28 protein-coding genes are annotated in these 26,199 nt (G+C 69.1%); 16 read left to right on the forward strand and 12 right to left on the reverse strand.

The genetic code is table 11. The annotated features are described in order from the left end of the window. The 3 genes from MRBLMI13_RS10135 to MRBLMI13_RS10145 all read left to right on the forward strand — a co-directional run bounded on the left by MRBLMI13_RS10135 (position 1) and on the right by MRBLMI13_RS10145 (position 2,830). Positions 1-1,179, forward strand: a complete 1,179-nt coding sequence (locus MRBLMI13_RS10135; RefSeq protein ID WP_367822254.1) for an SLC13 family permease — start codon at positions 1-3, stop codon at positions 1,177-1,179. Positions 1,180-1,392: 213 nt separating this feature from the next. Next, entirely contained in the window at positions 1,393-2,127 is a 735-nt protein-coding gene (locus MRBLMI13_RS10140) for a GntR family transcriptional regulator (RefSeq protein ID WP_367822256.1), read from the forward strand. Between the two features lies 1 nt (position 2,128). Further along, entirely contained in the window at positions 2,129-2,830 is a 702-nt protein-coding gene (locus MRBLMI13_RS10145; protein WP_079112104.1) for a GntR family transcriptional regulator, read from the forward strand. Here MRBLMI13_RS10145 and MRBLMI13_RS10150 read toward each other — a convergent pair. From MRBLMI13_RS10150 to MRBLMI13_RS10160, 3 genes are read right to left on the reverse strand one after another with little or no spacing between them, the layout of a single operon-like run. Next, a complete protein-coding gene (locus tag MRBLMI13_RS10150; RefSeq protein ID WP_367822259.1) occupies positions 2,817-3,422 on the reverse strand; it encodes a GNAT family N-acetyltransferase in 606 nt (201 codons plus the stop codon). The genes MRBLMI13_RS10145 and MRBLMI13_RS10150 overlap by 14 nt on opposite strands. 9 nt (positions 3,423-3,431) lie before the next feature. Beyond that, entirely contained in the window at positions 3,432-4,043 is a 612-nt protein-coding gene (locus MRBLMI13_RS10155; protein WP_367822261.1) for an FMN-binding negative transcriptional regulator, read from the reverse strand. Further along, entirely contained in the window at positions 4,043-4,993 is a 951-nt protein-coding gene (locus MRBLMI13_RS10160; RefSeq protein ID WP_367822263.1) for a DMT family transporter, read from the reverse strand. Before MRBLMI13_RS10160 ends, MRBLMI13_RS10155 begins: the two co-directional genes overlap by 1 nt. Between MRBLMI13_RS10160 and MRBLMI13_RS10165 the strand changes: the two genes are divergently transcribed. Further along, positions 4,992-6,398 (forward strand): PLP-dependent aminotransferase family protein, encoded by a 1,407-nt coding sequence (locus MRBLMI13_RS10165; RefSeq protein WP_367822265.1) that lies wholly within the window; start codon positions 4,992-4,994, stop codon positions 6,396-6,398. The two genes, MRBLMI13_RS10160 and MRBLMI13_RS10165, sit on opposite strands and share 2 nt — an antisense overlap. 6 nt (positions 6,399-6,404) lie before the next feature. Here MRBLMI13_RS10165 and MRBLMI13_RS10170 read toward each other — a convergent pair whose 3' ends face one another. After that, positions 6,405-8,492 (reverse strand): APC family permease, encoded by a 2,088-nt coding sequence (locus MRBLMI13_RS10170; RefSeq protein WP_056375414.1) that lies wholly within the window; start codon positions 8,490-8,492, stop codon positions 6,405-6,407. Between the two features lie 93 nt (positions 8,493-8,585). Next, entirely contained in the window at positions 8,586-8,945 is a 360-nt protein-coding gene (locus tag MRBLMI13_RS10175; RefSeq protein WP_367822267.1) for a nuclear transport factor 2 family protein, read from the reverse strand. A 98-nt stretch (positions 8,946-9,043) separates the two neighbouring features. On the opposite strand from MRBLMI13_RS10175, the gene MRBLMI13_RS10180 reads away from it, so the two are divergent. The 5 genes from MRBLMI13_RS10180 to MRBLMI13_RS10200 all read left to right on the forward strand — a co-directional run bounded on the left by MRBLMI13_RS10180 (position 9,044) and on the right by MRBLMI13_RS10200 (position 12,925). Then, on the forward strand, positions 9,044-9,742 hold the full coding sequence (locus MRBLMI13_RS10180; RefSeq protein WP_309693328.1) for a GTP pyrophosphokinase family protein: 699 nt from the start codon (positions 9,044-9,046) through the stop codon (positions 9,740-9,742). 200 nt (positions 9,743-9,942) lie between these two features. Continuing rightward, positions 9,943-10,215, forward strand: coding sequence for a hypothetical protein (locus MRBLMI13_RS10185; protein ID WP_367822270.1), 273 nt, complete (start codon positions 9,943-9,945; stop codon positions 10,213-10,215). A gap of 84 nt (positions 10,216-10,299) precedes the next feature. Beyond that, positions 10,300-11,958: a molybdopterin-dependent oxidoreductase gene (locus MRBLMI13_RS10190; RefSeq protein ID WP_367822272.1), complete on the forward strand. Its 1,659-nt coding sequence runs from the start codon at positions 10,300-10,302 to the stop codon at positions 11,956-11,958. A gap of 41 nt (positions 11,959-11,999) precedes the next feature. Next, positions 12,000-12,488 (forward strand): MogA/MoaB family molybdenum cofactor biosynthesis protein, encoded by a 489-nt coding sequence (locus MRBLMI13_RS10195; RefSeq protein WP_367822274.1) that lies wholly within the window; start codon positions 12,000-12,002, stop codon positions 12,486-12,488. Continuing rightward, positions 12,485-12,925, forward strand: coding sequence for a molybdenum cofactor biosynthesis protein MoaE (locus tag MRBLMI13_RS10200; RefSeq protein WP_367822276.1), 441 nt, complete (start codon positions 12,485-12,487; stop codon positions 12,923-12,925). The genes MRBLMI13_RS10195 and MRBLMI13_RS10200 overlap by 4 nt, the downstream gene beginning before the upstream one ends. 13 nt (positions 12,926-12,938) lie before the next feature. Here MRBLMI13_RS10200 and MRBLMI13_RS10205 read toward each other — a convergent pair whose 3' ends face one another. The 4 genes from MRBLMI13_RS10205 to MRBLMI13_RS10220 are packed head-to-tail and all read right to left on the reverse strand — an operon-like array spanning position 12,939 to position 15,656. Next, positions 12,939-13,172 carry a MoaD/ThiS family protein gene (locus MRBLMI13_RS10205; protein ID WP_367822278.1) on the reverse strand — a complete coding sequence of 78 codons (234 nt, stop codon included), beginning with the start codon at positions 13,170-13,172 and terminating at the stop codon, positions 12,939-12,941. Further along, complete coding sequence (gene moaC, locus MRBLMI13_RS10210) at positions 13,169-13,648, reverse strand: cyclic pyranopterin monophosphate synthase MoaC (protein ID WP_367822280.1); 480 nt, start codon at positions 13,646-13,648, stop codon at positions 13,169-13,171. Before moaC ends, MRBLMI13_RS10205 begins: the two co-directional genes overlap by 4 nt. After that, positions 13,645-14,892 (reverse strand): gephyrin-like molybdotransferase Glp, encoded by a 1,248-nt coding sequence (glp, locus tag MRBLMI13_RS10215; RefSeq protein WP_367822282.1) that lies wholly within the window; start codon positions 14,890-14,892, stop codon positions 13,645-13,647. The genes moaC and glp overlap by 4 nt, the downstream gene beginning before the upstream one ends. Beyond that, positions 14,889-15,656, reverse strand: a complete 768-nt coding sequence (locus MRBLMI13_RS10220; RefSeq protein WP_367822284.1) for a HesA/MoeB/ThiF family protein — start codon at positions 15,654-15,656, stop codon at positions 14,889-14,891. The genes glp and MRBLMI13_RS10220 overlap by 4 nt, the downstream gene beginning before the upstream one ends. 150 nt (positions 15,657-15,806) lie before the next feature. Between MRBLMI13_RS10220 and MRBLMI13_RS10225 the strand changes: the two genes are divergently transcribed. Genes MRBLMI13_RS10225 through MRBLMI13_RS10240 form a run of 4 tightly spaced genes read left to right on the forward strand, consistent with a single transcriptional unit; the run spans position 15,807 to position 18,817 of the window. Further along, positions 15,807-16,199, forward strand: a complete 393-nt coding sequence (locus tag MRBLMI13_RS10225; RefSeq protein WP_042538120.1) for a TOBE domain-containing protein — start codon at positions 15,807-15,809, stop codon at positions 16,197-16,199. Between the two features lies 1 nt (position 16,200). Then, on the forward strand, positions 16,201-16,980 hold the full coding sequence (gene modA / locus MRBLMI13_RS10230; protein ID WP_079112114.1) for a molybdate ABC transporter substrate-binding protein: 780 nt from the start codon (positions 16,201-16,203) through the stop codon (positions 16,978-16,980). Beyond that, entirely contained in the window at positions 16,977-17,765 is a 789-nt protein-coding gene (modB, locus tag MRBLMI13_RS10235) for a molybdate ABC transporter permease subunit (protein WP_367822287.1), read from the forward strand. The genes modA and modB overlap by 4 nt, the downstream gene beginning before the upstream one ends. Next, positions 17,762-18,817 carry a sulfate/molybdate ABC transporter ATP-binding protein gene (locus MRBLMI13_RS10240; RefSeq protein ID WP_367822289.1) on the forward strand — a complete coding sequence of 352 codons (1,056 nt, stop codon included), beginning with the start codon at positions 17,762-17,764 and terminating at the stop codon, positions 18,815-18,817. The genes modB and MRBLMI13_RS10240 overlap by 4 nt, the downstream gene beginning before the upstream one ends. A 130-nt stretch (positions 18,818-18,947) precedes the next feature. Here MRBLMI13_RS10240 and MRBLMI13_RS10245 read toward each other — a convergent pair whose 3' ends face one another. Next, the gene (locus MRBLMI13_RS10245) at positions 18,948-19,928 is read right to left on the reverse strand and encodes an aldo/keto reductase (RefSeq protein ID WP_367822291.1); all 981 of its coding nucleotides are present in this window, start codon (positions 19,926-19,928) and stop codon (positions 18,948-18,950) included. A gap of 124 nt (positions 19,929-20,052) precedes the next feature. Between MRBLMI13_RS10245 and MRBLMI13_RS10250 the strand changes: the two genes are divergently transcribed. Next, positions 20,053-20,940: a helix-turn-helix transcriptional regulator gene (locus tag MRBLMI13_RS10250; protein ID WP_367822293.1), complete on the forward strand. Its 888-nt coding sequence runs from the start codon at positions 20,053-20,055 to the stop codon at positions 20,938-20,940. Between the two features lie 208 nt (positions 20,941-21,148). Beyond that, positions 21,149-22,234, forward strand: a complete 1,086-nt coding sequence (gene moaA, locus MRBLMI13_RS10255) for a GTP 3',8-cyclase MoaA (RefSeq protein WP_367822295.1) — start codon at positions 21,149-21,151, stop codon at positions 22,232-22,234. A gap of 117 nt (positions 22,235-22,351) precedes the next feature. Here moaA and MRBLMI13_RS10260 read toward each other — a convergent pair whose 3' ends face one another. Continuing rightward, the gene (locus MRBLMI13_RS10260; RefSeq protein ID WP_367822297.1) at positions 22,352-23,566 is read right to left on the reverse strand and encodes an amidohydrolase; all 1,215 of its coding nucleotides are present in this window, start codon (positions 23,564-23,566) and stop codon (positions 22,352-22,354) included. Positions 23,567-23,589: 23 nt separating this feature from the next. Then, a complete protein-coding gene (locus tag MRBLMI13_RS10265; protein WP_042538103.1) occupies positions 23,590-24,237 on the reverse strand; it encodes a TetR/AcrR family transcriptional regulator in 648 nt (215 codons plus the stop codon). 166 nt (positions 24,238-24,403) lie between these two features. Between MRBLMI13_RS10265 and MRBLMI13_RS10270 the strand changes: the two genes are divergently transcribed. Further along, positions 24,404-26,071 carry an ABC transporter substrate-binding protein gene (locus MRBLMI13_RS10270; RefSeq protein WP_367822299.1) on the forward strand — a complete coding sequence of 556 codons (1,668 nt, stop codon included), beginning with the start codon at positions 24,404-24,406 and terminating at the stop codon, positions 26,069-26,071. Positions 26,072-26,199: the final 128 nt, after the last annotated feature.

Raw genomic sequence — 26,199 nt, forward strand, 5'->3', positions numbered from 1 at the left:
GTGAGTGCGACGCGACGGCGGCTGGGAGCAGGGACGATCATCGTCCTGGCGCTCATCGCCGTGGCACTCGTCTGCATCGTCACGGGCGTCCTGCCGTCAGCGGATGCCGGGGCGCTCGGTGCCCGCATCGCACCCGTGCTCGGGTTCGTCATCGCGATCACGATCGTCGCCGAGCTGGCCCGGGATGCCGCGGTGTTCGACGTCGTCGCTCAGCGTCTGGCTCGGTGGGGGCACGGGCGCGTCATCCTGCTCTGGTTGTCTGTCGTGGTGCTCGCCGTCATCAGCACGGTGTTCCTGTCGCTCGACACCACGGCGGTGATCGTGACGCCGGTCGTGGTCGTGCTCGCGCAGAGCGTCGGCATCCCTCCGCTGCCGTTCGCCCTCGTCACGGTGTGGTTGGCGAACACCGCATCTCTCGCACTGCCCGTCTCGAACCTCACGAACCTGCTCGCGGCACGGTCGATCGGTGACGACCCGCTCGCGTTCCTCGCGCTGAGCTGGGCGCCGACGCTCGTCGGGGTGCTCGTACCCGTCGTGATCCTCACGCTGCGACACCGACGCACGCTCTTCGGCGGGTATCGCACTCCTACAGGCGGCGACCCTTCCGACCGGGTGCTCTTCTGGGCGGCCTCCGGCATCCTGCTGCTCCTGATGCCCCTGCTCGCAGTGACGCATGACGTCTGGATCCCCGCGACGGTCGCAGCGCTCGTGCTCATCGTCGTGTTCGGCATCCGGCGTCGTCATGTGCTGCGGCTCTCGCTCGTGCCATGGCAGGCGATCGGCCTGGCGGCGGCCCTGTTCGTCGTGGTCGAGACCGCGCACGCGAACGGCATCCTCGACTTCCTGTCGGTCCTCGCGACCAGTGGACACGCGCCCGCAGAGCTGCTGCGTCTCTCGGCAGCGGGAGCGCTCGCCGCGAACGGGGTCAACAACCTGCCCGCCTACCTGATCCTCGAACCCACCGCCGGCGACCCGGTCGCGCTCATGGCACTGCTGATCGGGGTGAATCTCGGACCGCTGATCACACCGTGGGCGTCGCTCGCCACGCTGCTCTGGCACCACAGAGTGGTGTCGCTGGGTGTCGAGATCCGCTGGGGCAGCCTGATGCTCTGGGGTGCGATCGTCGCCGTGCCGACGGTGCTGGTCGCCACTCTCGTGCTCGCGTTCGTCGCAGGCTGAGACCGTTCATCCCGGCGCTGGCCCGGGGTAGGGAAAAGGGCAGCGACGCAGGTCACGGGATCTGGGGGAGGTCCGCAGCACGACATGGGGGAGTGTGTGCCGGGTGAGGGTCGCTGCCCTACGCCTCCACGCTACGCACATGTCGCCGGATCCGGTGAAACTTCAGTGCCTGATGTATGGTGCGAGGCCATGACACCGGCATAAAGTGTGCCCGTGGGCGACATCAGCGCATCTCTGCCGATTCGGCCGCGGCAGCTGATCCGCGACCAGGTCTTCGCCACGCTCGCCGAAGAGATCATCTCTGGGCGCATGCAGCCCCTCGAAGAGATCCGCGACCAGGATCTGCAGGCCGAATACGGCGTCTCCCGCACGCCCATCCGCGAGGCCCTGAACCGCCTCGCCGACCTCGGGCTCATCGAAGTCAGCACCAACCGGTTCACTCGCGTCGCCCCGGTCGATCTCGACGCCCAGGCCGACCGGGTCGAGACCGCCGTCGCGATGATCGGATACTGCGCGGTCAAAGCCGTGCCGACCTACACCGACGAACAGGTCGCGTCGCTGCAGGGGCGCATCGACGGTCTGCTCGCCGCCGGCCTCGCAGAAGCCTCCAGCCGTGAGGGGCTCAGCCTCTGGTACGCGCTGTGGGGTGAGATCGTGCTGAGCGCCCACAACCAGACGATGATCGACATCCTCGACGGGCAGCTCGCCCTGCACCTGACCAGAACCGTGCCAGCGCAACCGGTCGCCGCCGAGCTCGTCGACTTCATGCGCACGGGTCTCGAGCAGCTGCGCGCGCTGCTCGAGCGACGGGATGGCGTGGGGGTGCGCGAGGTCATCGAACCTCTGTTCCTGAGATCGACGATCGAGCCGCTCCGAGCGGCGGCTGCGCTCGCCGCCGCATCCGCATCCAGCGATCCGACACGCATCGGCCGATCACCCGGGGAATGACATGCCCGACCGGCGGATCGACAAGCTGAACTCCACGCGACTGCTGGGAGGGGTCGAGCAGCCACTGCCCCTCTTCACCTCGAGAGCGGATGCCGTCGTCGACTCGCTCGCGCACTCGATCGAGTCGGGCGAGCTGGCCCCCGGCGACCCCCTGTCGGTCACGGCCCTCGTGCAGCGCCTCAACGTCGCCGCCGGCACGGTGCGATCGGCCCTCGGCGCGCTCGAGGCGATGCACCTGATCGACCACCGGCTCAACAGGGCGTCCGTCGTCGTGACACCGACCCCCGCGTGGTTCGTCGCCGTCGCCGCCGAGTGCTCGGGGCTGTCGATCGCGGCGGCCGACCTGGGCATCGCGCACGCGACCGAGGCGCAGGTCACCGAGTTCGCCGCGAGGGCGGCGACCGTCAGAGAACTCTGGGAGACCGACGACAACGACCAGGTCGTCGGAGCAGAGGGGCTGTGGGAGCTGCTCGACCTGCTCGCGGTGTTCTCGCGCAACCGATACCTGAGCGCCCTGCACGCGTCGAAGAGGCCTGCGCTGGTGCTCGGCATCCGCTCGCTCAGCCGACCTCGCAACCCCGCGATGCTGCGATCGGTCGTCGACGTTCTGGTCGCCGCCGCGCGCGATCGCGACCGGCTCGAGGCGACCGACCTGGTCAGAGACCTTTACACCTTCGTGGTCGACGGGGTCACAGACCTCTGACCGTCGGCGTCCACTCCTCGGCGAGGACGCCGTAGTTCAGTCCGTCGAGCCACTCGCCCGACCGGTGCAGAGCGGTCTTGCGGCTGAACTCCTCTCGACGCATGCCGAGTCGCTCCATGAGGCGCCATGACGGCTCGTTGTCGGCGAAGCATCCGGCGTGCACGCGGCGCAGCCCCAGCGGACCGAAGCAGACGTCGATCACCGCGCGGATCGCCTCGGTCGCGTAGCCGCGCCCTGTGTATTCCGGGTCGAGCACCCATCCGAGCTCGGCCTCGATGCCCTTCGCCTGATCCGCGACCTCGAGCTGCGCCCACCCGTCGCCGATCCTGATCATGATGTCGCCGATCGGCACGGGCGCCAGGTCGTCGTCTGCGGGCAGCAGCTCGACGATGTGCATCGAGGCGAGCCGCTCAGGGTCGAGGTATCGCTCGCGGAACGCCTCGATCGTTGCAGGCGCCAGCCCGAGCCAGCGGTTCACCTCGGGCTGGCGTCGCCACTGCCACATCGCGTCGACATCGGGGGCGCTCATCGGTCGGATCTGCAGCCGCTCGGTGCGGACGGGCCAGACGTCGGTGCGCGGCGAATCTGTCATCGCCCCAGCCTATTGAGCCGTCTGATCCGCGACGCGGCGCATCTCGGCAGCGAGCGCCGCGTTCGTCCGCTCGTAATGCCCCGTGATGTTGTGTCGCACCTCGGGAGACTTGTTCTGGCTCAGCTTGGCGCGCGCATCGAAGCGGTCGACGCGCATTCTCAGGCCCACGGTGCCCTTCGCCGCGCGACGCGTGCCGGCCTCGTCCTCCGACAGGCTGCGCCCGTGCGGCGTGCCCTTCTCGAAGTGGTCGGTGAGCTGCGCGAGCATGGCGTAGTTCTCCTCCTCGCTGAGGATCTCGGGTGTGCCGTAGAGGTGGGCGGTGACGTGGTTCCAGGTCGGCACCAGGTCTCCCGGCGCGTAGAGACTGGGCGACACGTAGTCGTGCGGGCCCTGGATGATCACGAGGACCTCGTGGTCGCCCAGCTCGTGCAGCTGCTCGTCGGGGCGGCCGAAGTGACTCGCGATCACGATCTCGTGCTCGTCTTCGATCAGCAGGGCGGGATAGTGCGAGGCGACCAGTCCGGTGCTCGCGGGCGACACGAACGTGGCCCACGGGTTGCCGCGGATGAGGCGCTTCACCTCGAGTGGGTCGGTCATCAGGTAGCGGGGTGTGTGGCGCATCAGAACTCCTCGTTCAGGGCGTGAGTGGTGGGTCGGGGATTGATCAGTCGGGTGCGCACGGCGAGCGCGGCGGAAAGGATGACGGCTATGCCACCCAGTGCGGTGGGCCAGCCGATCTGCTCGTGAAGAAGCAGCGCGGCCCAGGCGATGCTCATCACGGGCTGGACCAGCTGGATCTGGCTGACCTGGGCCATGGGCCCGATCGCGAGCCCGCGGTACCAGGCGAAGAATCCGAGGAACATGCTGACCACGGCGAGGTACGCGAAGGCGAGCCACTGCGCGGGTGAGGCGGTCGGCGGGTCGGTGAACGCCGAAGCCAGGCTCAACGCGAGCATCAGCGGCGCCGCGAGCACGAGCGCCCAGGACACGGTCTGCCACGATCCGAGTTCCCGCGCCAGCAACCCGCCCTCGGCGTAGCCGATGGCCGCTGCGAGCACCGCGCCGAACAACAGCAGATCGGCCCAGTGGAGTTCGCCCAGGCCGCCGTTCTGCAGTGAGGCGAAGACGACCGCCGCGGCGGCACCCACAGCAGCGAACCACCAGAACGCTCGTCCGGGGCGCTCGCGGGTGCGCAGAACCACCATCACGGCTGTCGCTGCGGGCAGCAGGCCGATCACCACGGCGCCGTGGCTCGCAGGCGCAGCGGTCATGGCGAACGACGTCAGCAGGGGGAACCCCGCGACCACGCCGCCGGCGACGATCGCGAGGCGCCACCACTGCGCACTGGTGGGTGGATGCTGACGTGTCACCGCCAGCGCCAGGGCGGCGAGTGCTGCGGCGACGACCGCGCGGCCGGATCCGATGAACAGCGGCGAGAGGCCGCCGACCGCGATGCGGGTGAACGGGAGAGTGAACGAGAAGGCGGTGACGCCGAGGAGTCCCCACCAGAGTCCGGGACTCGAGGATAGCGGCGCACGTGGGCGGACGATAACGCTACTCTGATGTTTCATGAGTCAGGATAGCAGTGACCGAATCGTGGCCGGCCTCCGCCGGTGGATCGCGTCGGCTCCGCCGGGCGCCCGCGTGCCGTCGAATCGCGCCCTCGTCGCAGAGTACGGTGCGAGCCCCGTCACGGTGCAGAAGGCCATGGCGCACCTGGCGCGACTGGGGCTGGTCGAGTCGAGACCGGGGGCGGGCACGTTCGTGCGGGCGCAGCGACCTCCCCGCGCCGCGGACTACGGCTGGCAGACGTCCGCCCTCGGGGCGCCTCCCGCCCGACTCGCCGGTCTCACCTCGACGCAGCGCACCGTCGCCCCCGATGCGATCGGCATGCACTCGGGGTACCCCGCCGTCGAGCTGCTTCCCGAACGGCTCGTCCGCCAGGCGATCACCCGCGCGGCGCGCACCTCCTCGGCGCTCACCCGTTCACCCGCCGCCGGGCTGCCCGAACTCCAGGCATGGTTCGCCGCCGAGCTCGCGGCATCCGCACCGGCAGACGTCGCTCCGGCATCCGCGAGGGATGCTCTCGTGATCGCGGGCAGTCAGAGCGGGCTGAGCTCGATCTTCCGGGCCGTGGTCGGCGCCGGCCAGCCGCTGCTGATCGAGTCCCCCACCTACTGGGGTGCGCTGCTCGCTGCTGAGCAGGCAGGGGTGGTTCTGGTGCCGATCCCGTCGGGCCCCCACGGTCCGGATCCGGATGCCGTCGACCGAGCCTTCGCCGAGACCGGGGCTCGCGCGTTCTACGCGCAACCCACATTCGCGAACCCGACCGGCGCCAGGTGGCCGGCGGCGACGGGCCTCGCCGTGCTCGAAAGCGTGCGTCGACACGGGGCCTTCCTCATCGAGGACGACTGGGCGCACGATCTGGCCATCGAGGGCGATCCACGGCCGATCGCGGCGATGGACGATGACGGCCATGTCGTCTATCTCCGCTCGCTGACCAAGAGCGTCTCACCGTCGCTGCGGATCGCAGCGCTGATCGCCCGCGGCCCGGCTCGCGAACGCATCCTCGCCGACCGCGCCGCCGAGTCGATGTACGTGAGCGGGGTGCTGCAGGCCGCAGCGCTCGACGTCGTGACCCAACCGGCCTGGCGGACTCACCTCCGCGGATTCAGAGAACAGTTGCGGGCGCGACGGGATCTGCTGCTCTCGAGCCTCGCCGAGCACGCGCCGACGGCGATAGTCGAGACGGTGCCGACCGGCGGCCTCAATCTCTGGGCGCGGCTACCGGAGGGCACCGATGTCGTCGCAATCGTTCGCGCATGCGAGGCGCGCGGCCTCATCATCTCTCCCGGGTCCGAGTGGTTCCCGGCCGAGCCCTCCGGGTCGTATGTGCGCCTCAACTACGCCCACGCCGACCCGTCGCGTTTCCCGGAGGCGGCAAGAATCCTCGGGGGTGTGCTCGCCGCATCCTGAGCAGCGTCAGCTCTCGGGCGGACCTTCGGGCCGATGCGCGCGACGCCCGCTCACGACGACCGGGCGCCCGGCACGCTCCTGCCCGGGCAGGGGACGCGAGCGCCGTCCATAGATCAGCTCGGACGAGTCGAGCAGCCACGGCACGAGCGTGATCGACACCCCGTGCACGAGCATCAGCTGGTTGGCGAGACGACGCGAGCGCCGGTTGTGGAGGAATGTCTCCCACCAGTGCCCCACGATGTACTGCGGCAGGTAGACCGTGACCACCGACGAGCCGTGCTTCTCGCGGTACTGCGTGATGAACTGGGTCACAGGCTGAGCGAAGGACCGGAACGGCGACTCGACGATCACCAGGGGGATCGGCACGAGGTGGTCGGCCCATTCCTTCTGCAGCTGCGCGGCGTCGTCGGATGCCACGGCGACGTGCACCGCCAGCGTCTTGCCGTGCTTCGCGGCGACCGCATAGTCGATGGCCTTGATGACGGGCTTCTGCAGGCGGTTGACGAGCACGATCGCCAGATCGCCCGTCGCGCCGAACTTCGTCGTGTCGTCGATCGCGATCTCGTGCTCGACGTCGCGGTAGTACCGCTTCACGCCCATCATCAGGAACGCCAGCACCGGGATGGCGAAGAACACCAGGTACGCGCCGTGCGTGAACTTCGTGATCGTCACGATCAGCAGCACCGCGACGGTCATCGCGGCACCCACCGAGTTGATGACCAGGCCGATCCTCGCCGAGCGGCGATCGGATGCCGAGGCGCCGTCGATCCCCGATCCTGACGTCTTCTCGGCCGGTCCGCGCAGGATGCGCCTCCAGTGACGCACCATGCCGATCTGCCCGAGCGAGAACGACACGAAGACGCCGATGATGTACAGCTGGATCAGCGTGGTGAGCTTCGCCTGGAACACCACCAGCACCGCGATCGCGGCGATGCCGAGCACGATCATGCCGTTCGAGAACACCAGGCGGTCACCGCGGGTGTTCAGCGCCTTGGGCGCGTATCCGTCGCGGGCGAGCACCGAGCCGAGCAGCGGGAAGCCGTTGAAGGCGGTGTTGGCCGCCAGCAGCAGCACGCACGCGGTGGCGGCCTGAATGATGAAGAACAGGATGCTGCCGCCGCCGAACGTCGCCGAGGCGATCTGCGCCATCAGGCTCGGCTGCGGGTTCGAGCAGTCGAAGCCGATCAGGTCGCACGGGTTCTCGGCGTAGTGCACCCCGGTGATCAGCGCGAGTGCGGTGAGACCGGCGAACAGGCAGGCCGCGATCGAGCCCATCAGCACGAGCGTGGTCTGCGCGTTGCGCACCTTGGGCGTCCGGAAGGCGGGCACGCCGTTCGACACCGCCTCGACGCCGGTGAGGGCCGAGCATCCGCTCGAGAACGCGCGCAGGATAAGGAGGATGACCGCAGCCTGGCCGAGGTCTTCGGAGTGCACGGCGAACTCGGCGCTCGACGCCACCGGTGCATCGCCGAGGAACGTGCGGATGAGTCCCGTCACGATCATGAAGCCGACCGAGCCGATGAACACGTAGGTGGGGATGGCGAAGACGAGCGACGCCTCGCGCACCCCGCGCAGGTTCACGATGATGATGAGGATCACGAATCCGACCGCGAGCTCGACCCGCAGGGGATCGAGCCCGGGCACGGCCGAGATGATGTTGTCGACACCGGAAGCGACCGACACGGCGACCGTCAGCACGTAGTCGACCAGCAGGGCGGCCGCCACGATGACGCCGGGGATCTCGCCGAGGTTCTTCGAGGCGACTTCGTAGTCGCCGCCACCCGATGGGTAGGCCTTGATGAGCTGACGGTAGCTGAGCACCACGACGATCAGCAGCACCACCACGGCCACCGCGACGATCGGCGTGAACGACAGGAAGGTGAGCCCGCCGATGAGCAGGATCATCACCAGCTCCTGCGGCGCATAGGCGACCGAGCTCAGCGCATCCGATGCGAAGATCGGCAACGCCATCTTCTTGGGGAGCAGCTGATCGTCGACCTGCGCACTCGTCAGCGGGTCGCCGATCAGGATGCGCTTCACGCGAGGAGGAGCGTCGGTGTTGCCGCGGGTTTCTTCTGACACGTCGGGCGACATTACGCCCGCAAACGCCTTCCTCACGCCTTCCTCACGGAATCCCTACGGGTGCTCGAGCGTCCCTAACGGAATCCTCACGGGCCCCTGCCGCCGTCACTCCTGATGAGGGCGAGGCATGTACCACTCGGTGAAGGAGGTCGCCCGCCCCTCCGCATCGAGTCGGACGATCCAGAGGTTCACGTAGTCGCGCTCCGCCGGATACTTCGTGCGCCCCTCGACCACGACGAACTCGTCGTCTTCGCGCACGATCCACCAGTCGAACGACCACGTCCCCGGTTCGTCGAGGTCGTCGAGCCAGCCGGCGACGATGTCCGCCCGGCCGACGCGCGGCTCGGCGTCGGGGCTGGTGAGGTAGATCGCGTCTTCACTGAAGAGCGCGGAGATCTGCTGGGGATCGTTCGACTTCCAGGCCTCGACGTACGCCTGGGTCCACTTCTCTCCTGCGCTGGTCATGTCCTCCGTTCTAGACCCGGCCTCCGACATCGTCAAGGTTCTCGACTCCATCGAAGATGCACAGCCACTTCCGATCACGGACGGATAACGTCGAAGGCATGACGTCTCTTCAGGTCACCGACGACGCGATCCAGCAGACTCGGGAGCTCCGCGACGAGTTCCAGCGCTTTCTGCGCGAGTACGAGTTCGGCATGCGGGAGGTCGAGACGAAGATCGGGATCCTGCGCGACGAGTTCACCCACCATCACGCCTACAACCCGATCGAGCACGTGAAGAGCCGGTTGAAGACTCCCGACAGCATCGTCGAGAAGATCGCGCGCAAGGGGATCGCCGAGCCGGACTTCGAGCGAATCCGCTCGGAGATCACCGACATCGCGGGCGTGCGTGTGACCTGCAGCTTCGTCGCCGACGTGTATCGCCTGTTCGATCTGCTGACTGCTCAGGACGACGTGACCGTCGTCACGGTCAAGGACTACATCGCGAACCCCAAGGACAACGGGTACAAGAGCCTGCACGCGATCATCGAGGTGCCGGTGTTCCTGTCGACCGGAGCTCTGTCAGTGCCGGTCGAGGTGCAGTTCCGCACGATCGCGATGGACTTCTGGGCCAGCCTCGAGCACAAGATCTATTACAAGTTCTCGAATCAGGTGCCCTCGCACCTCGTCGAGAGCCTGACCGACGCGGCCGAGGCCGCAGCCGAGCTCGACAGCCGCATGGAGCGCCTGCACCGCGAGGCACACGGGGTGCCGCAGCGCCAGCTCGCGCCGCCGCCCCCGCCGCACGTCGTGCAGGTCTGACACGCCGCCCGCGCGATGGGTGCGTAGGCGGTTCGTTCACAATTCAGCATGAGCGCATCGAATGGGCCGGTTCTGGGGGTGTTCTGGCCGTTCTCGCGGCTTTCGTGCTGAATCGTGCACGGCGGCGCACGCGAGGACCGCGGTGTGCCGCCCGCGCGACCGTGTTGCGCGCAGCCGCGCACCCCTGGGAACATCGGCAGGTGGTGAAAACGCAGCAGCCTCCGGTCTCCGACGTCGAGCGAACCTTTGTGGAGCTCCCCGGTCTCGACGATCGCGGACGCCAGCTCTGCGAGTGCGACCACGGTGACGACGAGGCGTACGCCGCCTGCGGCCGCAAGGCCAAATGGCGCGTGACCGTCGACTGCGTCTGCGGCGAGAACCACCCTCGTCGTGTCGAGATCCTGTGCTCCCGATGCCTGCGCACCCTGCGTCAGCTGCAGGACCGCGACACCATCACCGCGCGCCGCCTCTAGCGACAGCTCCCGCGCGCCCATCCGTTCGCGTCTCCGCTCCGAACAAACGCTGACCACACCGTCGGCGGTGCGAAGGAGCAGACCATGGCACAGCGCAGCAAAGACATTCAGCGCAGCAAGAACACTCAGCCCGGCAAGGGCAGACGATTCATCTTCTGGGCCGCACTCTCTGGTGTGATCAGCGGGGCCGTCTTCCTCGCCACCGCTGAGCTGTTCGCGCTGATCTTCGCGCGCTCAGCGAGTCCGATCCTCGCGGTCGGCGGGTTCGTGATCGACATCGTGCCCCAGCCGTTCAAGGAGTTCGCGATCGCGACCTTCGGCGAGTACGACAAGATCGCGCTGTTGGTCGGTCTCGGTCTCGCGGTGGTGATCGCGTCGGCGATCGCCGGAATCCTTCAGCTGCTCCGTCCCCCGCTCGGCGTGATCGCCCTGGTGGTCGCGGGCGCGCTCTCCACCGCGGCGATCGTGACGAGGGCGGGAGTCACGCCCCTCGCCTTCCTGCCTCCGGTGCTCGGCACCATCGCAGGGGCGATCCTGATCGTCCTCCTGATCCGCCGTCTGAAGACGTGGAAGGCGTCGGCCGTTCCCGTCGCGATGACCGACCGCAAGGGCGAGGGTCTCGCCGTGACCGATCGCGAGACGGTGGGCCAGGATGCCGAGCAACCCCCGAAGGCGATGGGGCGCCGTCAGTTCTTCATCCTCGCGGGCATCGCCAGCGCCTCAGCCGTCGTCGTCGGCATCGCCTCGCGTGCCGTGAGCATGACCGTCGCCTCCGTCGCGACGATCCGCGACGCCCTCAAGCTGCCCGCGCCGAAGTCGACCGTCACCGTGCCGAAGGGCGCCGAGCTCGACATCCCCGGACTCAGCACGCTCTTCACTCCCAACAAGGACTTCTACCGCGTCGACACCGCACTGACCGTGCCCACGATCGACCCCAGCACCTGGCGTCTGGTGATCGACGGCATGGTCGATCAGCAGGTCGAGATGAGCTTCCAGGACATCCTCGACATGGGACTCGACGAGTATGCGATCACCCTCACCTGCGTCTCGAACGAGGTCGGCGGCGACCTCGTCGGCAACGCGAAGTGGCTCGGTGTGCCGCTGCGCGATGTGCTGAAGAAGGCCGGCGTGAAGTCCGGTGCCGACATGGTGCTCTCGAAGAGCGTCGACGGCTACACGGCGAGCACGCCTCTGTCGTCGCTGACCGACGACAACATCGACGCGATCCTGGCGGTGGGCATGAACGGCGAGCCGCTGCCGCTCGAGCACGGCTTCCCGGTTCGCATGGTCGTGCCCGGCCTGTATGGCTACGTGTCGGCGACGAAGTGGCTCACCGAGCTGAAGGTCACGACCTTCGACAAGGACGAGGCCTACTGGACACCTCGCGGATACAGCGCCGAGGCACCGATCAAGTTCGCCTCGCGCGTCGACACCCCCAAGGTGGGCCAGGCGGTCGACGCCGGGCGCATCCCGATCGCGGGTGTCGCCTGGGCGCAGACGGTGGGCATCGAGCGCGTCGAGGTGCGCATCGATGAGGGCGAATGGATGCCGGCGACCCTCTCTGCGCCGATCAACGAGAACACCTGGGTGCAGTGGTTCATGGAGTGGGATGCCACCCCCGGAACGCACTATGTGGCCGTACGGGCGATCAACAAGAACGGCGACATGCAGATCGAAGAGCGTGCGCCGATCGCGCCGAACGGTTCGTCGGGCTGGCAGCGCTCGCTCATCCGCGTCGCGTGATGCCGGCGCGTCCTGCCGGATCTCGCCCTAGTGTGGGAGCCATGACGTCGCTCCCCGCCTGCGTGATCACCGTCTCCGACCGATCCTTCGCGGGTGAACGAGAAGATCGGGGCGGCCCCATCGCGGTCGGCCTGCTGAGAGATGCCGGGTGGCACTGCCCCGATGCCGAAGTCATCGCCGACGGTGCCTCCTCGGTCGCTGACGCGCTGCGCCGGGCGGTCGCGCGCGGCGTGAAACTGATCGTGACCACCGGGGGGACCGGCGTGGGCCCGCGCGATGAGACCCCGGAGGGAACCCGTCGGGCGATCACCCGTGAGGTGCCGGGCCTCGCCGAGGAGCTGCGCCGCAGCGGTCTCGCCGACACTCCGCTGTCGGTGCTGTCTCGCGGAGTCGCCGGGATCGTCGACCCCGCCGGAGTCCTCGTGGTGAACCTTCCCGGATCCCCGCGTGCCGTGGCATGCGGGGTTCCCGTCGTGCTGACCGTCGCGAGACACGTGGTCGACCAGGTCGCGGGCGGTGACCACTCGTGAACGAGGTGCGGATCGCTGGGATCTCCGAAGAGCGTCTCGACGTCGATGCACATCTCGCCGCGGTCGATGATCCCGCCCTGGGTGGGGTCACGACGTTCATCGGTCGCGTGCGCGACAACGACCCCGATGCGACGACTGCGGTGGTCGGCCTCGAATACAGCTCGCACCCCGATGCCGAGTCGACGCTGCGACGCATCGCCGAAGAGGCTGCGGCGGATGCCGTCGGCGATGCGAGAGTGGTGGTGGCCGTGAGCCACCGCATCGGTCGACTCGATGTGGGTGATGCAGCCGTCGTGATCGCGGTCGCCGCCGAGCACCGCGCCGAGGCCTTCGAGGTGTGCCGCGCGGTGATCGAGGACATCAAGACGTCGCTGCCCGTGTGGAAGCGTCAGGTCGAGTCCGACGGCTCCACGTCGTGGAAGGGCATCGGCGGCTGAGCCGACGCCCGAGTCAGCCCCCGGCGAAGGGCGGCAGCACGTCGATCAGCTGGGCGTCGTCGAGCGACCGGTCGTCGTCGCTGCGCACGCCGTCGACCATGACCGCGCATCGCGGAAGGATGTCGACGAGAGCCGGATGCTCCGCCACGACCGCGGCGCGCAGGGCTTCGAGCGACGTCTCATGCCGTTCTTCCGCATCGACGCCCGCCGCCTCGGCTGCGGCGGCGAAGTAGCGCACGCGGGTCATCGCGATTCTCCCTCGCGCACCCAGTCGCCCGAGCGTCCGCCCGACTTCGCCACGATGCGCACGTCTTCGATGACCACAGACCGGTCGAGGCCCTTGATCATGTCGACGATCGCCAGAGCGCTCACCGACACGGCCGTGAGCGCCTCCATCTCGACGCCCGTGCGGTCGGCGGTGCCGACGGTCGCCTCGACGTGCACGCCGTCGTCGACGATGTAGAGCTCGATGTTGGCGCGGTGCACGCCGATCACGTGAGCGAGCGGCAGCAGGGTCGGCGTCGACTTGGCGGCCTGGATGCCGGCGATCCGCGCGACCGCCAGCACGTCGCCCTTGGGAGCGGTGCCGTCACGCAGCGCGGCGATCACGTCGGGGCTGCAGCGCACGAAGCCGCGCGCGGTGGCGGTGCGGACGGTCGGCTGCTTGCCGGTCACATCGACCATGTGGGCATGGCCGGCCGAGTCGAGGTGCGTGAAGCTCATTCGACCAGCATGACATCGATCGCATCGCCCACGGCGACGGCCTCGACCTCTGCGGGCACGATCGCGAATGCACGCGCTCTGGCGAGACCTCCGGCGAGGTGCGAGCCCGAGCCTCCGGCGGTCGCCGGGCGCACTGTGCGGTTCGCGAGGTCGACGACCGCGGGGAGGTACTGACGGCGGCCGGGAGGGGGCGTCCAGGACGCATCGGCGGTGAAGGATGCGCGGGGGCGATGGATCTCGGTGCGACCCTGCAGTGCGAGCAGCGCCGGTCGCACGAAGACCTCGAACGACACAGCGACGCTCACAGGGTTGCCAGGCAGTCCGAACACGAGGGTGCCGGTGTCGAGCACACCGAACGCCTGCGGCTTGCCCGGCTGCATCGCGACGCTCGCGAACTCGACCTCGCCGCGGCCGTCGAACGCACCGCGGACGGGCTCGTAGGCGCCGGCGCTCACACCGCCCGTGAACACGATCACGTCGGCACCGCGCTCGACCGCCGTCGCCGTGACGGTGCGCACGGCCTCGGCGTCATCGGCCACGCGGGCGACGAGCACGACCTCGGCGTCGGCATCCGCGACGAGCAGCTCGAGCAGGGGGCCGTTGGAATCGGGGATGCGGCCGCGGGCCGCACTCTCGCCTGGTTCGAGCAGTTCGCTGCCGGTCGAGACGACGGCCACCCGCGGCGCCCGGGTCACGGTCACACTCTCGACCCCGGCGGCGACGGCTGCGGAGAGCTGGAAGGCGCCCAGACGTTCGCCCGCGTGCACCACTGCATCCCCGGATCTCAGGTCCGCGCCGCGGCGACGGATGAAGGCTTCGGCGGCGGCCGGCGCGCGCAGCACTCGCACCTCGCCCAGAGAGTCAGCGAGGCCTCCCGCAGTGTCTTCGAAGGGCACGATCGCATCCGCCGCGGTCGGGGCAGGGGAGCCGGTCATGATGCGCGCGGCCTCGCCTGCCGCGAGCGGCGGGTCGTCCGACACCCCGGCGGGCAGGTCTGCGACGACCCGCAGCGTGACGGGGTTCTCTTCGGATGCCGCGGCGACATCGGCCGCTCGCACCGCGAAGCCGTCCATCGCGGAGTTGTCGAAGAGGGGGATGTCGTGGGCTGCCGTCGCCGGCTCGGCGAGGGTGCGGTGGGCGGCGTCGCGGATCGCCCGTGTCTCACCGGGCAGGGTGCGCACGGCGTCGAGCACGCGAGCGAGCTGCTCCTCGACCGATCGGCGGCCGCCTCCTGCGGCGCTCATGCCGACACCGCCGACCGGATCGCGATCTCGTGCTGCCTCGAGGTGAGGGCGTCGATCATGGCGAGGCGTCCGAGCAGTGGCTCGCCCGCGCCGGTGATGAGCTTCACGACCTCGGTCGCCAGCATCCCTCCGACCTGCACGCACAGCGCACCCAGCACGCCCACTTGCGCGCAGCTCGGCGGCTCGCCCTCGGTGCCGAGTGGGAAGAGATCGGTCAGCACGACGGGATCGCTCTCGGGCGGGTTCGACCAGAACACGGTGGCCTGCGCGTGCCACTCCTGCACGGCTCCCCAGACGAGAGGGATGCCGAGGGCCTCGGTCGCGGCCGCGACGTCGCGGCGGGTGTCGAAGGAGTCGCTCGTGTCGACCACGATGTCGGCGCCGGCGAACAGGCGCTCGGCATTCTCGGAGTCGAGTCGCTCAGTGGCGAGCAGGACGTCGGCGTCGGGCGACAGGGCCGTGATCGCGCGGGCGGCGGAGGCGGTCTTGGGGCGGCCGATGTCTTCGACGCGGTGCGCGAGCTGGCGCTGCAGATTCGTCAGTTCGACCACGTCGTCGTCGATCACGGTGATGGTGCCGATGCCGGCGGCTGCCAGCGCGAGCAGCACGGGGGAGCCGACGCCGCCGGCACCGACGACCGCGACGTGGGCGGCCGAGAGCCGGCGCTGCCCCTCTTCGCCGATGCCCGCGAGCACGGCGTGCCGGGCGGTGCGAACGAGCTCCGCCGGATCGAGGGCGGGTGCGGGTGCGACGAGCGGCTGCATGGCACCAGGCTATGCCCGGCGTGCGACGTCGCGGTGAAGTCAGCGAGATTCGTCGACGTCGGAGAGTGGACGGGAACGCGCCAGGGTGTCGTGCTCCGCATATGCGGTCGATTTATCCCGAAGTATCCGCATTCGCGGTAATGTTCACGCATGCAGACCTTTCGAATCGCCCGGGCCGCGCAGCTGCTCGGCGTGAGTGACGACACCGTGCGGCGCTGGGTCGATCAGGGCCTGCTGCCGACGACCGATGCAGTGCCCGCCGAGATCCCCGGCGATGCCCTCGCAGCGCGGGCAGTCGAGCTGGCCGATGAGGCGCACGAATCCAGCGACGCCCACTCGAGCGCCCGCAACCGCTTCGTCGGCATCGTGACCCGTGTGCAGATCGACGGGCTGATGGCCCAGGTCGACCTGCAGTCCGGTCCGCATCGCGTCGTCTCCCTCATGTCGGCCGAGGCGGCACGCGATCTGCACCTCGAGGTGGGTTCTCTGGCCACGGCATCCGTCAAGGCGACGCAGGTCGTCGTCGAAGTGCCGAAGGCCTGACATGCGCCGCACACCGCGCCGAACCGTCGCGATCGCACTGGCTGCCGCCGCCCTCGTGCTGACCGGGTGTGCCGTCGAGTCGCCGACACCCGCTGGCACTGAGGGGGCGTCCGGGGGCGCGGTGAGCGGCGAGCTCACGGTGTACGCCGCCGCGTCGCTGTCCGGCGCCTTCGACGAGATCGGCGATGCGTTCGAGCAGGAGAATCCCGAGGTGCGGTTCACCGGCGTGTACGACGGCTCGTCGACGCTGGTCACCCAGCTGCTCGAGGGTGCCCCCGCCGATGTGTTCGCCTCTGCAGACGAGGCCAACATGCGCAAGCTCGAGGATGCTGCGGTCGACCCCACCCTGTTCGCCTCCAACACGTTGGTGATCGCCGTTCCTGCGGGCAACCCCGGCGGGGTGGAGACCCTCGATGACCTGGCCGACGTCACGACGGTGCTCTGCGCGCCCGAGGTGCCGTGCGGCGCGGCATCCACGACCCTGCTGTCGTCTGCCGGAGTCGAAGTCGATGCGGCGAGCCTCGAGCAGAACGTCACAGCGGTGCTCACCAAGGTCGCAGCAGGGGAGGCGGACGCCGGGCTCGTCTACGCGACCGACGTGGTCGGCCGCGACGATGTCGAGGCGATCGTGCCCGACGGTGCCGACGAGGTCGTCAACCACTATCCGATCGCAGCGTTGTCCGAGGCATCGAACTCGGCGGGGGCTGAGGAGTTCGTCGCCTTCGTGCTCTCGGACGAGGGCCAGCGGATCCTCGCCGACCACGGTTTCGGGGCGCCGTGAGCGCCGCGGTCTCGCGCGGATACGCTCCACGCACGCTGGCGATCCCGGCTTTGATCGGCTTGGCGTTCCTCATCCTGCCGCTCGCGGCTCTCGTCGCCCGCGTCGAGTGGTCGACGTTCATCGCCGACGTGACGTCGGAGGCCGCACGCTCGGCGCTGCTGCTCTCGCTCGGCACAGGTCTCATCGCCACCGTGCTCTGCATCGTGATCGGAGTGCCGCTGGCTCTGACGATCGCCCGCTCGGGCCCGCGTCTCGCCGCCGTGCTGCGGGCCGCCGTCACCGTTCCGCTCGTGCTGCCGCCCATGGTCGGCGGCGTCGCGCTGCTCTATCTGTTCGGACGAGCGGGGTGGTTCGGCGGGCTCGGCCTCTCGTTCAGCACTCCGGCCGTCGTGCTCGCGCAGACCTTCGTGGCGCTGCCTTTCCTGGTGCTGGCCGTCGAGGGTGCCGTGCGCACCTCCGGGGTCGAGTACGAGCGCACGGCGGCGGCTCTGGGCGCCGGACGCTGGACGATCCTCCGCCGCATCACGCTGCCGCTCGCCGCGCCCGGCATCGTCGCCGGAGTGGTGCTGTGCTTCGCCCGGGCCATCGGCGAGTTCGGAGCCACTGCGCTCTTCGCCGGCAATCGCCCCGGGGTCACGCAAACCATGCCGCTGGCGATCTACACCGCCTTCAACGGCGCCGGCGTCACCCAGGGCGCTGCGGTCGCCCTCGCGCTGCTGCTGCTCGCCACCGCGATCCTCGTGCTGCTGCTCGTGCGTGGATGGCGTCCCGGGGCGGCGCGATGACCGGCGCAGAGGGTCTTCGCGCCCACGTCGTCGTGCAGCGTGAGCACTTCGTCGTCGACGTGTCGCTGCAGGTGCCCGCCGGCGCGACAGTGGCCGTGATGGGCCCGAGCGGTGCGGGAAAGTCGACCTTGCTGCAGGCGATCGCCGGACTCCAGTCGCTCGATGCCGGAGAGATCGCGGTCGAGGGGCGCGTCGTGGATCGTGTCGCCAAGCCACGGGTGCGCACCGAGCCGATGCGCCGCGGTGTCGTGCTGCTCGGGCAGAAGCCGAGGCTGTTCCCCCATCTCTCGGTCGGCGAGAACGTCGCCTTCGGTCCGCGCGCTGCGGGCATCGAGAATCGTGCTGCCCGCGCAGGCGCCGACGACTGGCTCGCACGGGTCGGGCTCGCCGGCTCCGGAGAGCGGATGCCGCACGAGCTGTCCGGTGGCGAGCAGCAGCGCGTCGCCGTCGCTCGTGCGCTCGCCGCATCCCCTCGCATCGTGCTGCTCGATGAGCCGCTCGTGGCCCTCGACCCCGAGACGGCCGGAGACATCAGGCGGATGCTGCGCGATCAGCTCGCCTCGACCACCACCGTCGCCGTCACCCACGATGCGGCGGATGCCGTCGCGCTCGCCGACCGATTGATCGTCGTCGAGTCGGGCCGTGTCACCCAGTCAGGGCCGGTGCGCGACGTGCTCGCCACCCCGGCATCCAGGTTCGTGGCCTCGATCGCCGGGCTCAATCGCCTGGTGGGTATGGCGAGCGGAGGCGCGTGGCGCAGCGGTGAGGTGCTGCTGACCAGCGCGGATCCGGCGTCGCGTGCGCTCGCTGCGACGGACGGTGCCGCGCTCGCCGCGGTGTTCCGTCCGGGGGATGTACGGGTCGCGGAGGCTGGCCCGGAGTCGTGGACGGCCGTGGTGACGCGCGTCGAGCCCACGCTGGGAGGCGTGCGCGTGCACACCGATGCGGGTGCGGTCGACCTGTCGCTGGATGCTGCCGGGGGCCTCACGGTCGGGGACAGGCTGCGGCTGCGCATCGACCCGGCGCTCGTGGGATTCGTCGCCGTCACCTGAGTCCGCCTCCGCTGCGCCGGATTGCTCACGGCATCCCGGATGGCTGATCGGATTCGGCCTCTCCGCCGGCCACCCGGGGACTCGTCAGCCGGAAAGGTTCCAGCATCGATGGTTCATCCGCACAGCCCATTCACCTGTCGATCGTGGCCATGTTCGCGTCGTCATGCCGTGCGCCCGCAGCCGGTTCGAGCGCGGTCAGTCGGTCGGCCTGGTCGGCGGTGAGCTCGACGGCGTCCGCGGCGGTGTTCTCCTCCATTCGGGCAACGCGGCGCGTGCCGGGGATGGGCGCGATGTCGTCGCCGCGAGTGAGGATCCACGCCAGGGCGGTCTGCGCCGGCGTCGCGCCGATCTCGGCTCCGATCGCGCGCACCTCGTCGACGAGGCGGAGGTTTCGCGTGAAGTTCTCGCCCACGAACCGCGGGTTGGTCTTGCGCCAGTCGTCGTCGGGGATGTCGGCCGCTGAACGGATCTGACCGGTCAGCAGACCGTGTCCGAGCGGTGAGTAGGGAACGAAGCCGATGCCCAGTTCGCGCAGCAGCGGCAGGATCTCCGACTCCACATCACGGGTCCACAGCGAGTACTCGGTCTGCAGCGCCGACACCGGATGCACGGTGTGCGCGCGTCGGATCGTCTGGGCGGAGGCTTCGGAGAGCCCGAAGTGCAGTACCTTGCCTTCGGCGACCAGGTCGGCGACCGCGGCCGCCGTGTCTTCGATCGGCGTGTTCGGGTCGACACGGTGCTGGTAGTAGAGGTCGATGTGGTCGGTGCCCAAGCGTCGCAGGGAGCCTTCCACGGCGGCCTTCACGTTCTCCGGGCTGCTGTCGGTCACACCCGGTCCGCCGCCGGAGTGTGAGACGAGCCCGAACTTGGTGGCGATCTTCACCTGATCGCGGCGCCCCCTGATGGCCTGACCGACGATCTCCTCGCTGAGGTACGGCCCATAGATCTCGGCGGTGTCTATGTGGGTGACGCCCAGGTCGAGGGCGCGGTGGATGGTGCGGATGGACTCGTCGTTGTCGAGGCCACCCCCGGTCGTGTATGTGCCCGCCATGGTCATGGCGCCGAGGCCGATGCGCGAGACGTCCAGGCTTCCGAGGTGTGCGTTCTTCATGACTGTTCCTTCTGTCGGATGATGATTCGAGTCAACGCTCTTCGGCCCGAGTTAGCGTGGCCCCGGCTATGGGTGCACCGACAGGACCCCTCTCGACCGAGCGGATCGGCGTACCGTCGTTGGCATGGAGACCCACGACGCCATCAGCGAGTTCCTCACGACGAGGCGTGCCAAGCTCACCCCCGAGCAAGTCGGGCTGCCCGACTTCGGCGGTCGTCGTCGGGTGCCGGGGCTGCGCCGAGAAGAGGTCGCCCTCGTCGCCGGAATGAGTGCCGAGTACTACAAGCGCCTCGAGCGCGGCAACGCGGCCGGGGTGTCGGAGCAGGTCATCGACGGAGTCAGCCGGGCCCTGCAGCTCGACGATGCCGAACACGCGCATCTGCACGACCTCATCAGGGCGGCGAACGCCGGAGCGCATCGGCAGCCGCGTCGTCGTCCCGTACGGGCGCAGCAGCTCACGCCGGGCTTGCGGCAGACGATCGATGCGATCTCCACCGTTCCCGTCTATGTGCAGAACGGTCGTCTGGACGCGGTCGCGACCAACGCCCTCGGTCGGGCGCTGTTCTCCGAGATGCTCGATGACGCGCATCCCCCGGCCAATGCGGCACGGTTCATGTTCCTCGATCCACGCGCCCAGTCCTTCTACCGGGAGTGGGACGCGCAGACGCGTCAGATCGTCGCTGTGCTCCGTGCCGAGGCAGGTCGGTCGCCGTACGACCGGAAGCTCAGCGATCTCGTCGGTGAGCTCTCCACCCGCAGCGATCTCTTCCGTACGCTGTGGGGAGCCCACGATGTGCGGGAGCACCGCACGGGGATGAAGAAGGTGCACCACCCCGTGGTCGGAGACCTGGACCTCACATTCCAGGCCATGGACCTCGCGTCCGACCGGGGTCTCTCGATGATCGTCTTCTCTGCTGAGCCGGGCTCGGCCACCCATGAGCGCCTCCAACTGCTCGCCAACCTGGAGCACACGGCGGTGCGCGAAGCCGCGAAGGAGAACGGTCGAGCCTGATTCGCCGCGGCTCCGGGTGCCGGCGGGATCCCGGATGGCTGATCGGATGCGGCCGCGGATGCCGCCAGGTGGGCGAACACCAGCCAGGCGGTCCCGTCCGAGCCGACCGGCTCCGCGACCTGGCAATATGCCGGTCGTCGCGCCCGCATGGGCCGCGGTGTCGGAGGCGCGGGTAGTCTCGGAACATGTCGGGGAGAGGGAACGAGCGATGACGGCTGTGCCGGTCGTGATCGGGATGCGAGCGCCGAGCGCCGCGGTCCTCGATGCCGCCGCGCCCGCGTCGCAGGGCCTCGTCGACACGCACGGTCGCGTGCACCGCGACCTGCGCATCTCGCTGACCGACCGCTGCTCGCTGCGCTGCACGTATTGCATGCCCGAGCAGGGCAACGAATGGCTCGCGCGCACCAGCATCCTGTCGACCGACGAGATCGTCGAGGTGGCGCAGGTCGCGGCCTCGCTCGGCATCCGCACCTTCCGGCTCACGGGCGGTGAACCGCTGCTGCGCGCCGACATCGTCGAGGTCGTTCGCCGCGTCTCGGCGATCCAGGGCGACGAGGGCCCCGTCGAGGTCGCCATGACCACCAACGGCATCACGCTCGCGAAGCACCTGCCCGCACTGATCGACGCCGGGCTCACACGTCTGAACATCAGCATCGACACGGTCGACCGTCAGCGCTTCGCCGACCTCACCCGCCGCGACCGCATCGACGACGTGTTCGAGGGCATCGCGGCAGCGGCGGCATCCGAACTGCGCCCGCTCAAGCTGAACACCGTCGCGATGCGCGGCGTGAACGACGACGAGCTGCCCGACCTGGTCGCCTTCGCGATGGAGGTCGGCGCACAGCTGCGCTTCATCGAGCAGATGCCGCTCGACGCCGGCCACACGTGGGACCGCGCCTCGATGGTCACGCGCGAGGAGATCCTCGAGAAGCTCGGCGCGCGGTGGAGTCTCGAGCCCGTTCCCGGACGCGGCGGAGCACCGGCCGAGAAGTGGCGCATCGATGGCGGCCCGCACGAGGTCGGTGTGATCGCTTCGGTCACCGCCCCCTTCTGCGGCGCGTGCGACCGGCTGCGCCTGACGGCCGACGGTCAGCTGCGCAACTGCCTGTTCTCCAACGCCGAGTACGACCTGATCGGTGTGCTGCGCGGGGACGAGGCCCCCGATGCGGGTCACCGTGCCGAGGGGATCGGTGCCATGCTGCGCTCATGCGTGCACGGCAAGCTGCCGGGCCACGCCATCAACGACCCGTCTTTCCTGCAGCCCGCCCGCGGCATGAACGCCATCGGCGGCTGAGGCAGCGCCTCTTCGCGTTCACAATTCAGCAGAGAACGCGCGTTCCGCGGGCTCAGGGCAGGCTTGCGGCCCGGTTCCGGCCGTCCATGCTGAATTGTGAACGGCGAGCGAACAGCCTCAGTCGAGGAACTCGCGCGCAGCCGCCGACAGCGCCGTGACGCCGACCTCGATCGTCGGGTGGATCTCCGGTGCGAAGAAGGGCGAGTGGTTCGTCGGGATGTCCTTGTCGAGGGTCCCGGCCGCCGATGCCGCGGCGAACTTCGCCGCATCGACGCCGCCCCAGAACCAGAACACCAGGGGCGCCCCGGTGTCGCGGGCGAACCACGACACGTCCTCGCTGCCGGTGAACATGCCGGGGTCGATCACCGACGCCTCACCGAGCGCGCGCTGCAGCGCCAATGTGACGCGTGCCGTGGCATCCGCATCGTTGATCGTCGGCGGCAGGGTGTGGTCGGTGCGGATCTCGGGCTCGCGCTCTGCTCCCGATGCCGCGGCCTCGGCGCGCACGATGCGCTCGACGCTCGCGAGCACCTTGTCGCGCATCTCGTCGTTCGGGTAGCGCAGGCTGAGCTCGAGCTTCGCCTCGGCGGGGATGATGTTGTTCTTCAGACCCGCGTGGATCGAGCCGACCGTCACCACGGCGACGTCGCGGGGGTCGACCTCTCGCGAGGCGATGGTCTGCAGTCGCATGACGGTCGCCGCGGCCATGACGACGGGGTCGATGGTCGAGTGCGGCCGCGAGCCGTGACCGCCGCGTCCGTGCAGCACGACGGTGAGGCCGTCGGATGCCGCCATCTGGGTGCCTGGGCGTACGCCGATCGTGCCGGCGGGCAGGGGAGTGACGTGCTGGCCCAGGACGACATCGGGGTGGGGCACGAGGTCACGGAGGCCGGCGTCGAGCATGGCGCGGGAGCCTGCTCCGTACTCCTCGGCGGGCTGGATCAGCACGACCACGGTTCCCGACCAGTCGTCCTTCTCGGCGACGAGCTTCTCGACCGCACCGATCATGGCGGTGACGTGCATGTCGTGACCGCAGGCGTGCATGACGGGCACGGTGTTGCCGGCGGGGTCGATGCCGGTCGCGGTGCTGGCATAGGCGAGGCCGGTCTCTTCGCCCACGGGCAGTGCATCCATGTCGGCGCGCGCCCAGACGACCGGACCTTCGCCGTTGCGCAGGATGCCGACCACGCCGGTGACGCCGATGCCCTCGTGCACCTCGAGGCCGAGATCCCGCAGGTGACCGGCGGCGATGCCGGCGGTGCGCGTCTCCTGGAACGACAGTTCAGGGTGCTGGTGCAGGTCTGTGTAGAGCGCTTCGAGGTCGATCGTCATGGCCCCGAGCCTAGTCGTGGCACCTAGTCGCGGCGGTACGACTCCAGTGCCGGTCCGGGGTGCAGCACACCGTTGACGATCGAGCGGATCGCGAACTCGCTCGCCTCGCCCAGGTCGAAGACGTCACGGTGCAGCAGCCACTGCAGCTGCAGCCCGTCCATCACGGCGAGGATGCTGGCGGCGGCGGTGGCCACGGTGTCGGGCTCCGTCACACCCTCCTGCGCGCACAGCAGGTGGAAGGCGTCGGTGACCTCGCGCCGCAGGGTCGTGTAGCGGTCTTCGAAGTAGTCGCGACCGGGGTGGTTGTCGGTCACGGACTCCGACGACAGCACGGTGTAGGCCTGCACGATGCCGGGGCGCCGTTCGTTCGCGACCGCCGTGCGCACGAGGTGCAGGAAGAGCTCCGGCCCGCCGGGGATGTGCTTCTCGGCGAGCTCTGCGACGTCCGCCTGGTCGCGGTAGGCGAGCACCTCGAGCAGCAGCTTCTGCTTCGAGCCGAAATGGTGCAGCACGCCGGCGTGGGTGATGCCCACCTGCTCCGCGACATCGGCGAGAGTGCCGTTCGTCGACCCCTTGTTGCCGAAGATCTCGACGGCGGCTTTGAGGATCTGCTCCCGCTTCTCGCGTGTGGCAGGCCGGACGGACGTGTGGGCGACAGCATCCTTCGACATGGTCCATCCTCTTCTGCACCGAATCCTGCACTGGATCGTACTTGCCAACTCTACTTACTGGCGGGTAACCTCGCACCAGCTTACTTTCTCGCCAGTAAGCGAATGAGGTCGGATGCCCGTGCACCGACAGCCACACAGCACAACGACCCGTGCCCAAGGAGAAGCAATGAAGCTCAGAAAGTCCATGATCGCTGTCGCGGCGATCTCCGCCCTCGGCGTCTCGGCCCTCGCCGGCTGCGCAGCCGGCGGATCGAACGACGGAGACGCCGGAGCAGGCGGCGCAGCCCTGACGATCGCCAAGCCCGACGGTGCGATCACCACCGAGTCGAACAACCCCTACGTCGGCGACTCGTCGGCCTCGAAGTACGGCTACGGCAAGGTCATCTTCGAGACCCTCGCCCTCGTGAACCAGACCGGCGATCGGGGGGTCACCCCCTGGCTCGCCGAGAGCATCGAGTGGAACGACGACTACACGGCCCTCACCGTCGTGCCTCGCAAGGACGTCACCTGGAGCGATGGCGAGCCCTTCACCGCCGACGACATCGTCTTCACCTACGAGCTCGTCTCGACCCCTGCGCTCGACACCGCAGGCCTCAAGTTCGAGGGCGCGACCGTCGACGGCGACGCTGTGACGCTGAACTTCGGCGAGTCGAAGTACGTGAACCAGGCCCGCGTGCTGCACGTGCCGATCGTGCCGAAGCACATCTGGGAGAACCTCGACGAGCCTGCCACCGACCCCGTCAAGGGCGACGACCTGGTCGGCACCGGCCCCTACGCGCTGTCGAACTGGTCGACCGAGTCGGTCACCCTCGAGGCGCGCGACGACTACTGGGGCGGCGACCTCGCGGTTCCCGAACTGCACTACGTCTCCTACGGCGACAACACGGCACTGACCACCGCTCTCGCACAGGGCGAGGCCGACTGGGCGCAGGCGTTCATCCCGCAGATCCAGGAGCAGTTCCTCGACGCCGACCCCGAGCACAACAAGTTCTTCGTGGCCCCGACGACCGGCTCTGCGACGCTGTTCATGAACCTGCAGCAGAAGCCGTTCGACGACGTGGCGTTCCGCCAGGCCCTCGCCTGGGTCATCGATCGCGACGCGTACGTCGACATCGCCCGTGAAGGGGCGAGCGAGCCGGTGTGGTCTGTGACCGGACTCTCGTCGATCCTCGAAGACGAGATCCAGCCCGAGTTCCAGGGCGAGGAGTACTCCGTCGATGCCGAGAAGGCGCGCGACCTGCTCGAGGGAGCCGGATACACCTGGAAGGACGACGCGCTGATCGCCCCCGACGGCACGCCCGTCTCGTTCACGCTCTCGGTGCCCTCGGGGTGGAGCGACTGGAACACCGCGCAGGAGCTCATCGCCGAAGACGTCACCGAGGCCATCGGCGCCGAGGTCAAGATCGACATGCCCGACTGGGGCGGCTGGGCAGGACCCCGCGACGACGGATCGTTCTCGGCCATCATCCACTGGCTCGAAGACAGCGGCACGGCCTACGGTCTCTACACGTCGACGATGGACCCGCGCTGGATCTCACCCGAGGGCATCGCCGGGTTCAACTTCGGACGCTTCGAAGACCCCGCTGCGACCGACGCGCTGAACACCTACGCCAACGCGTCGTCCGATGACGAGCGCACCGCGGCCATCACGACGCTCGAGCAGATCTTCGTCGAGCAGGTCCCGGCGATCCCGCTCGGCGCGCACCCGCTGCTCGGCGAGTACAACACCCGCAACTACGTCGGGTGGCCTTCGGAGGAGGACCCGTATGCCTCGGGCGACCCGACTCAGCAGAACATCGTGCAGATCCTCACGAAGCTGAAGCCGGCCGAGTAAGCACGAGGCGTCGTACGCAGATTCGGCGCGTTTCGTCTCGCTTCGCTCGCTCAACGACCGGGGGAGGCCACCCTCCCCGGTCGTTGAGCGAGGACCGAAGGACCGAGACGGAACGCGCCCCACCCGAC

It is taken from the genome of Microbacterium sp. LMI13-1-1.1 (assembly GCF_040815625.1).
GTDB classification, from domain to species: domain Bacteria; phylum Actinomycetota; class Actinomycetes; order Actinomycetales; family Microbacteriaceae; genus Microbacterium; species Microbacterium forte.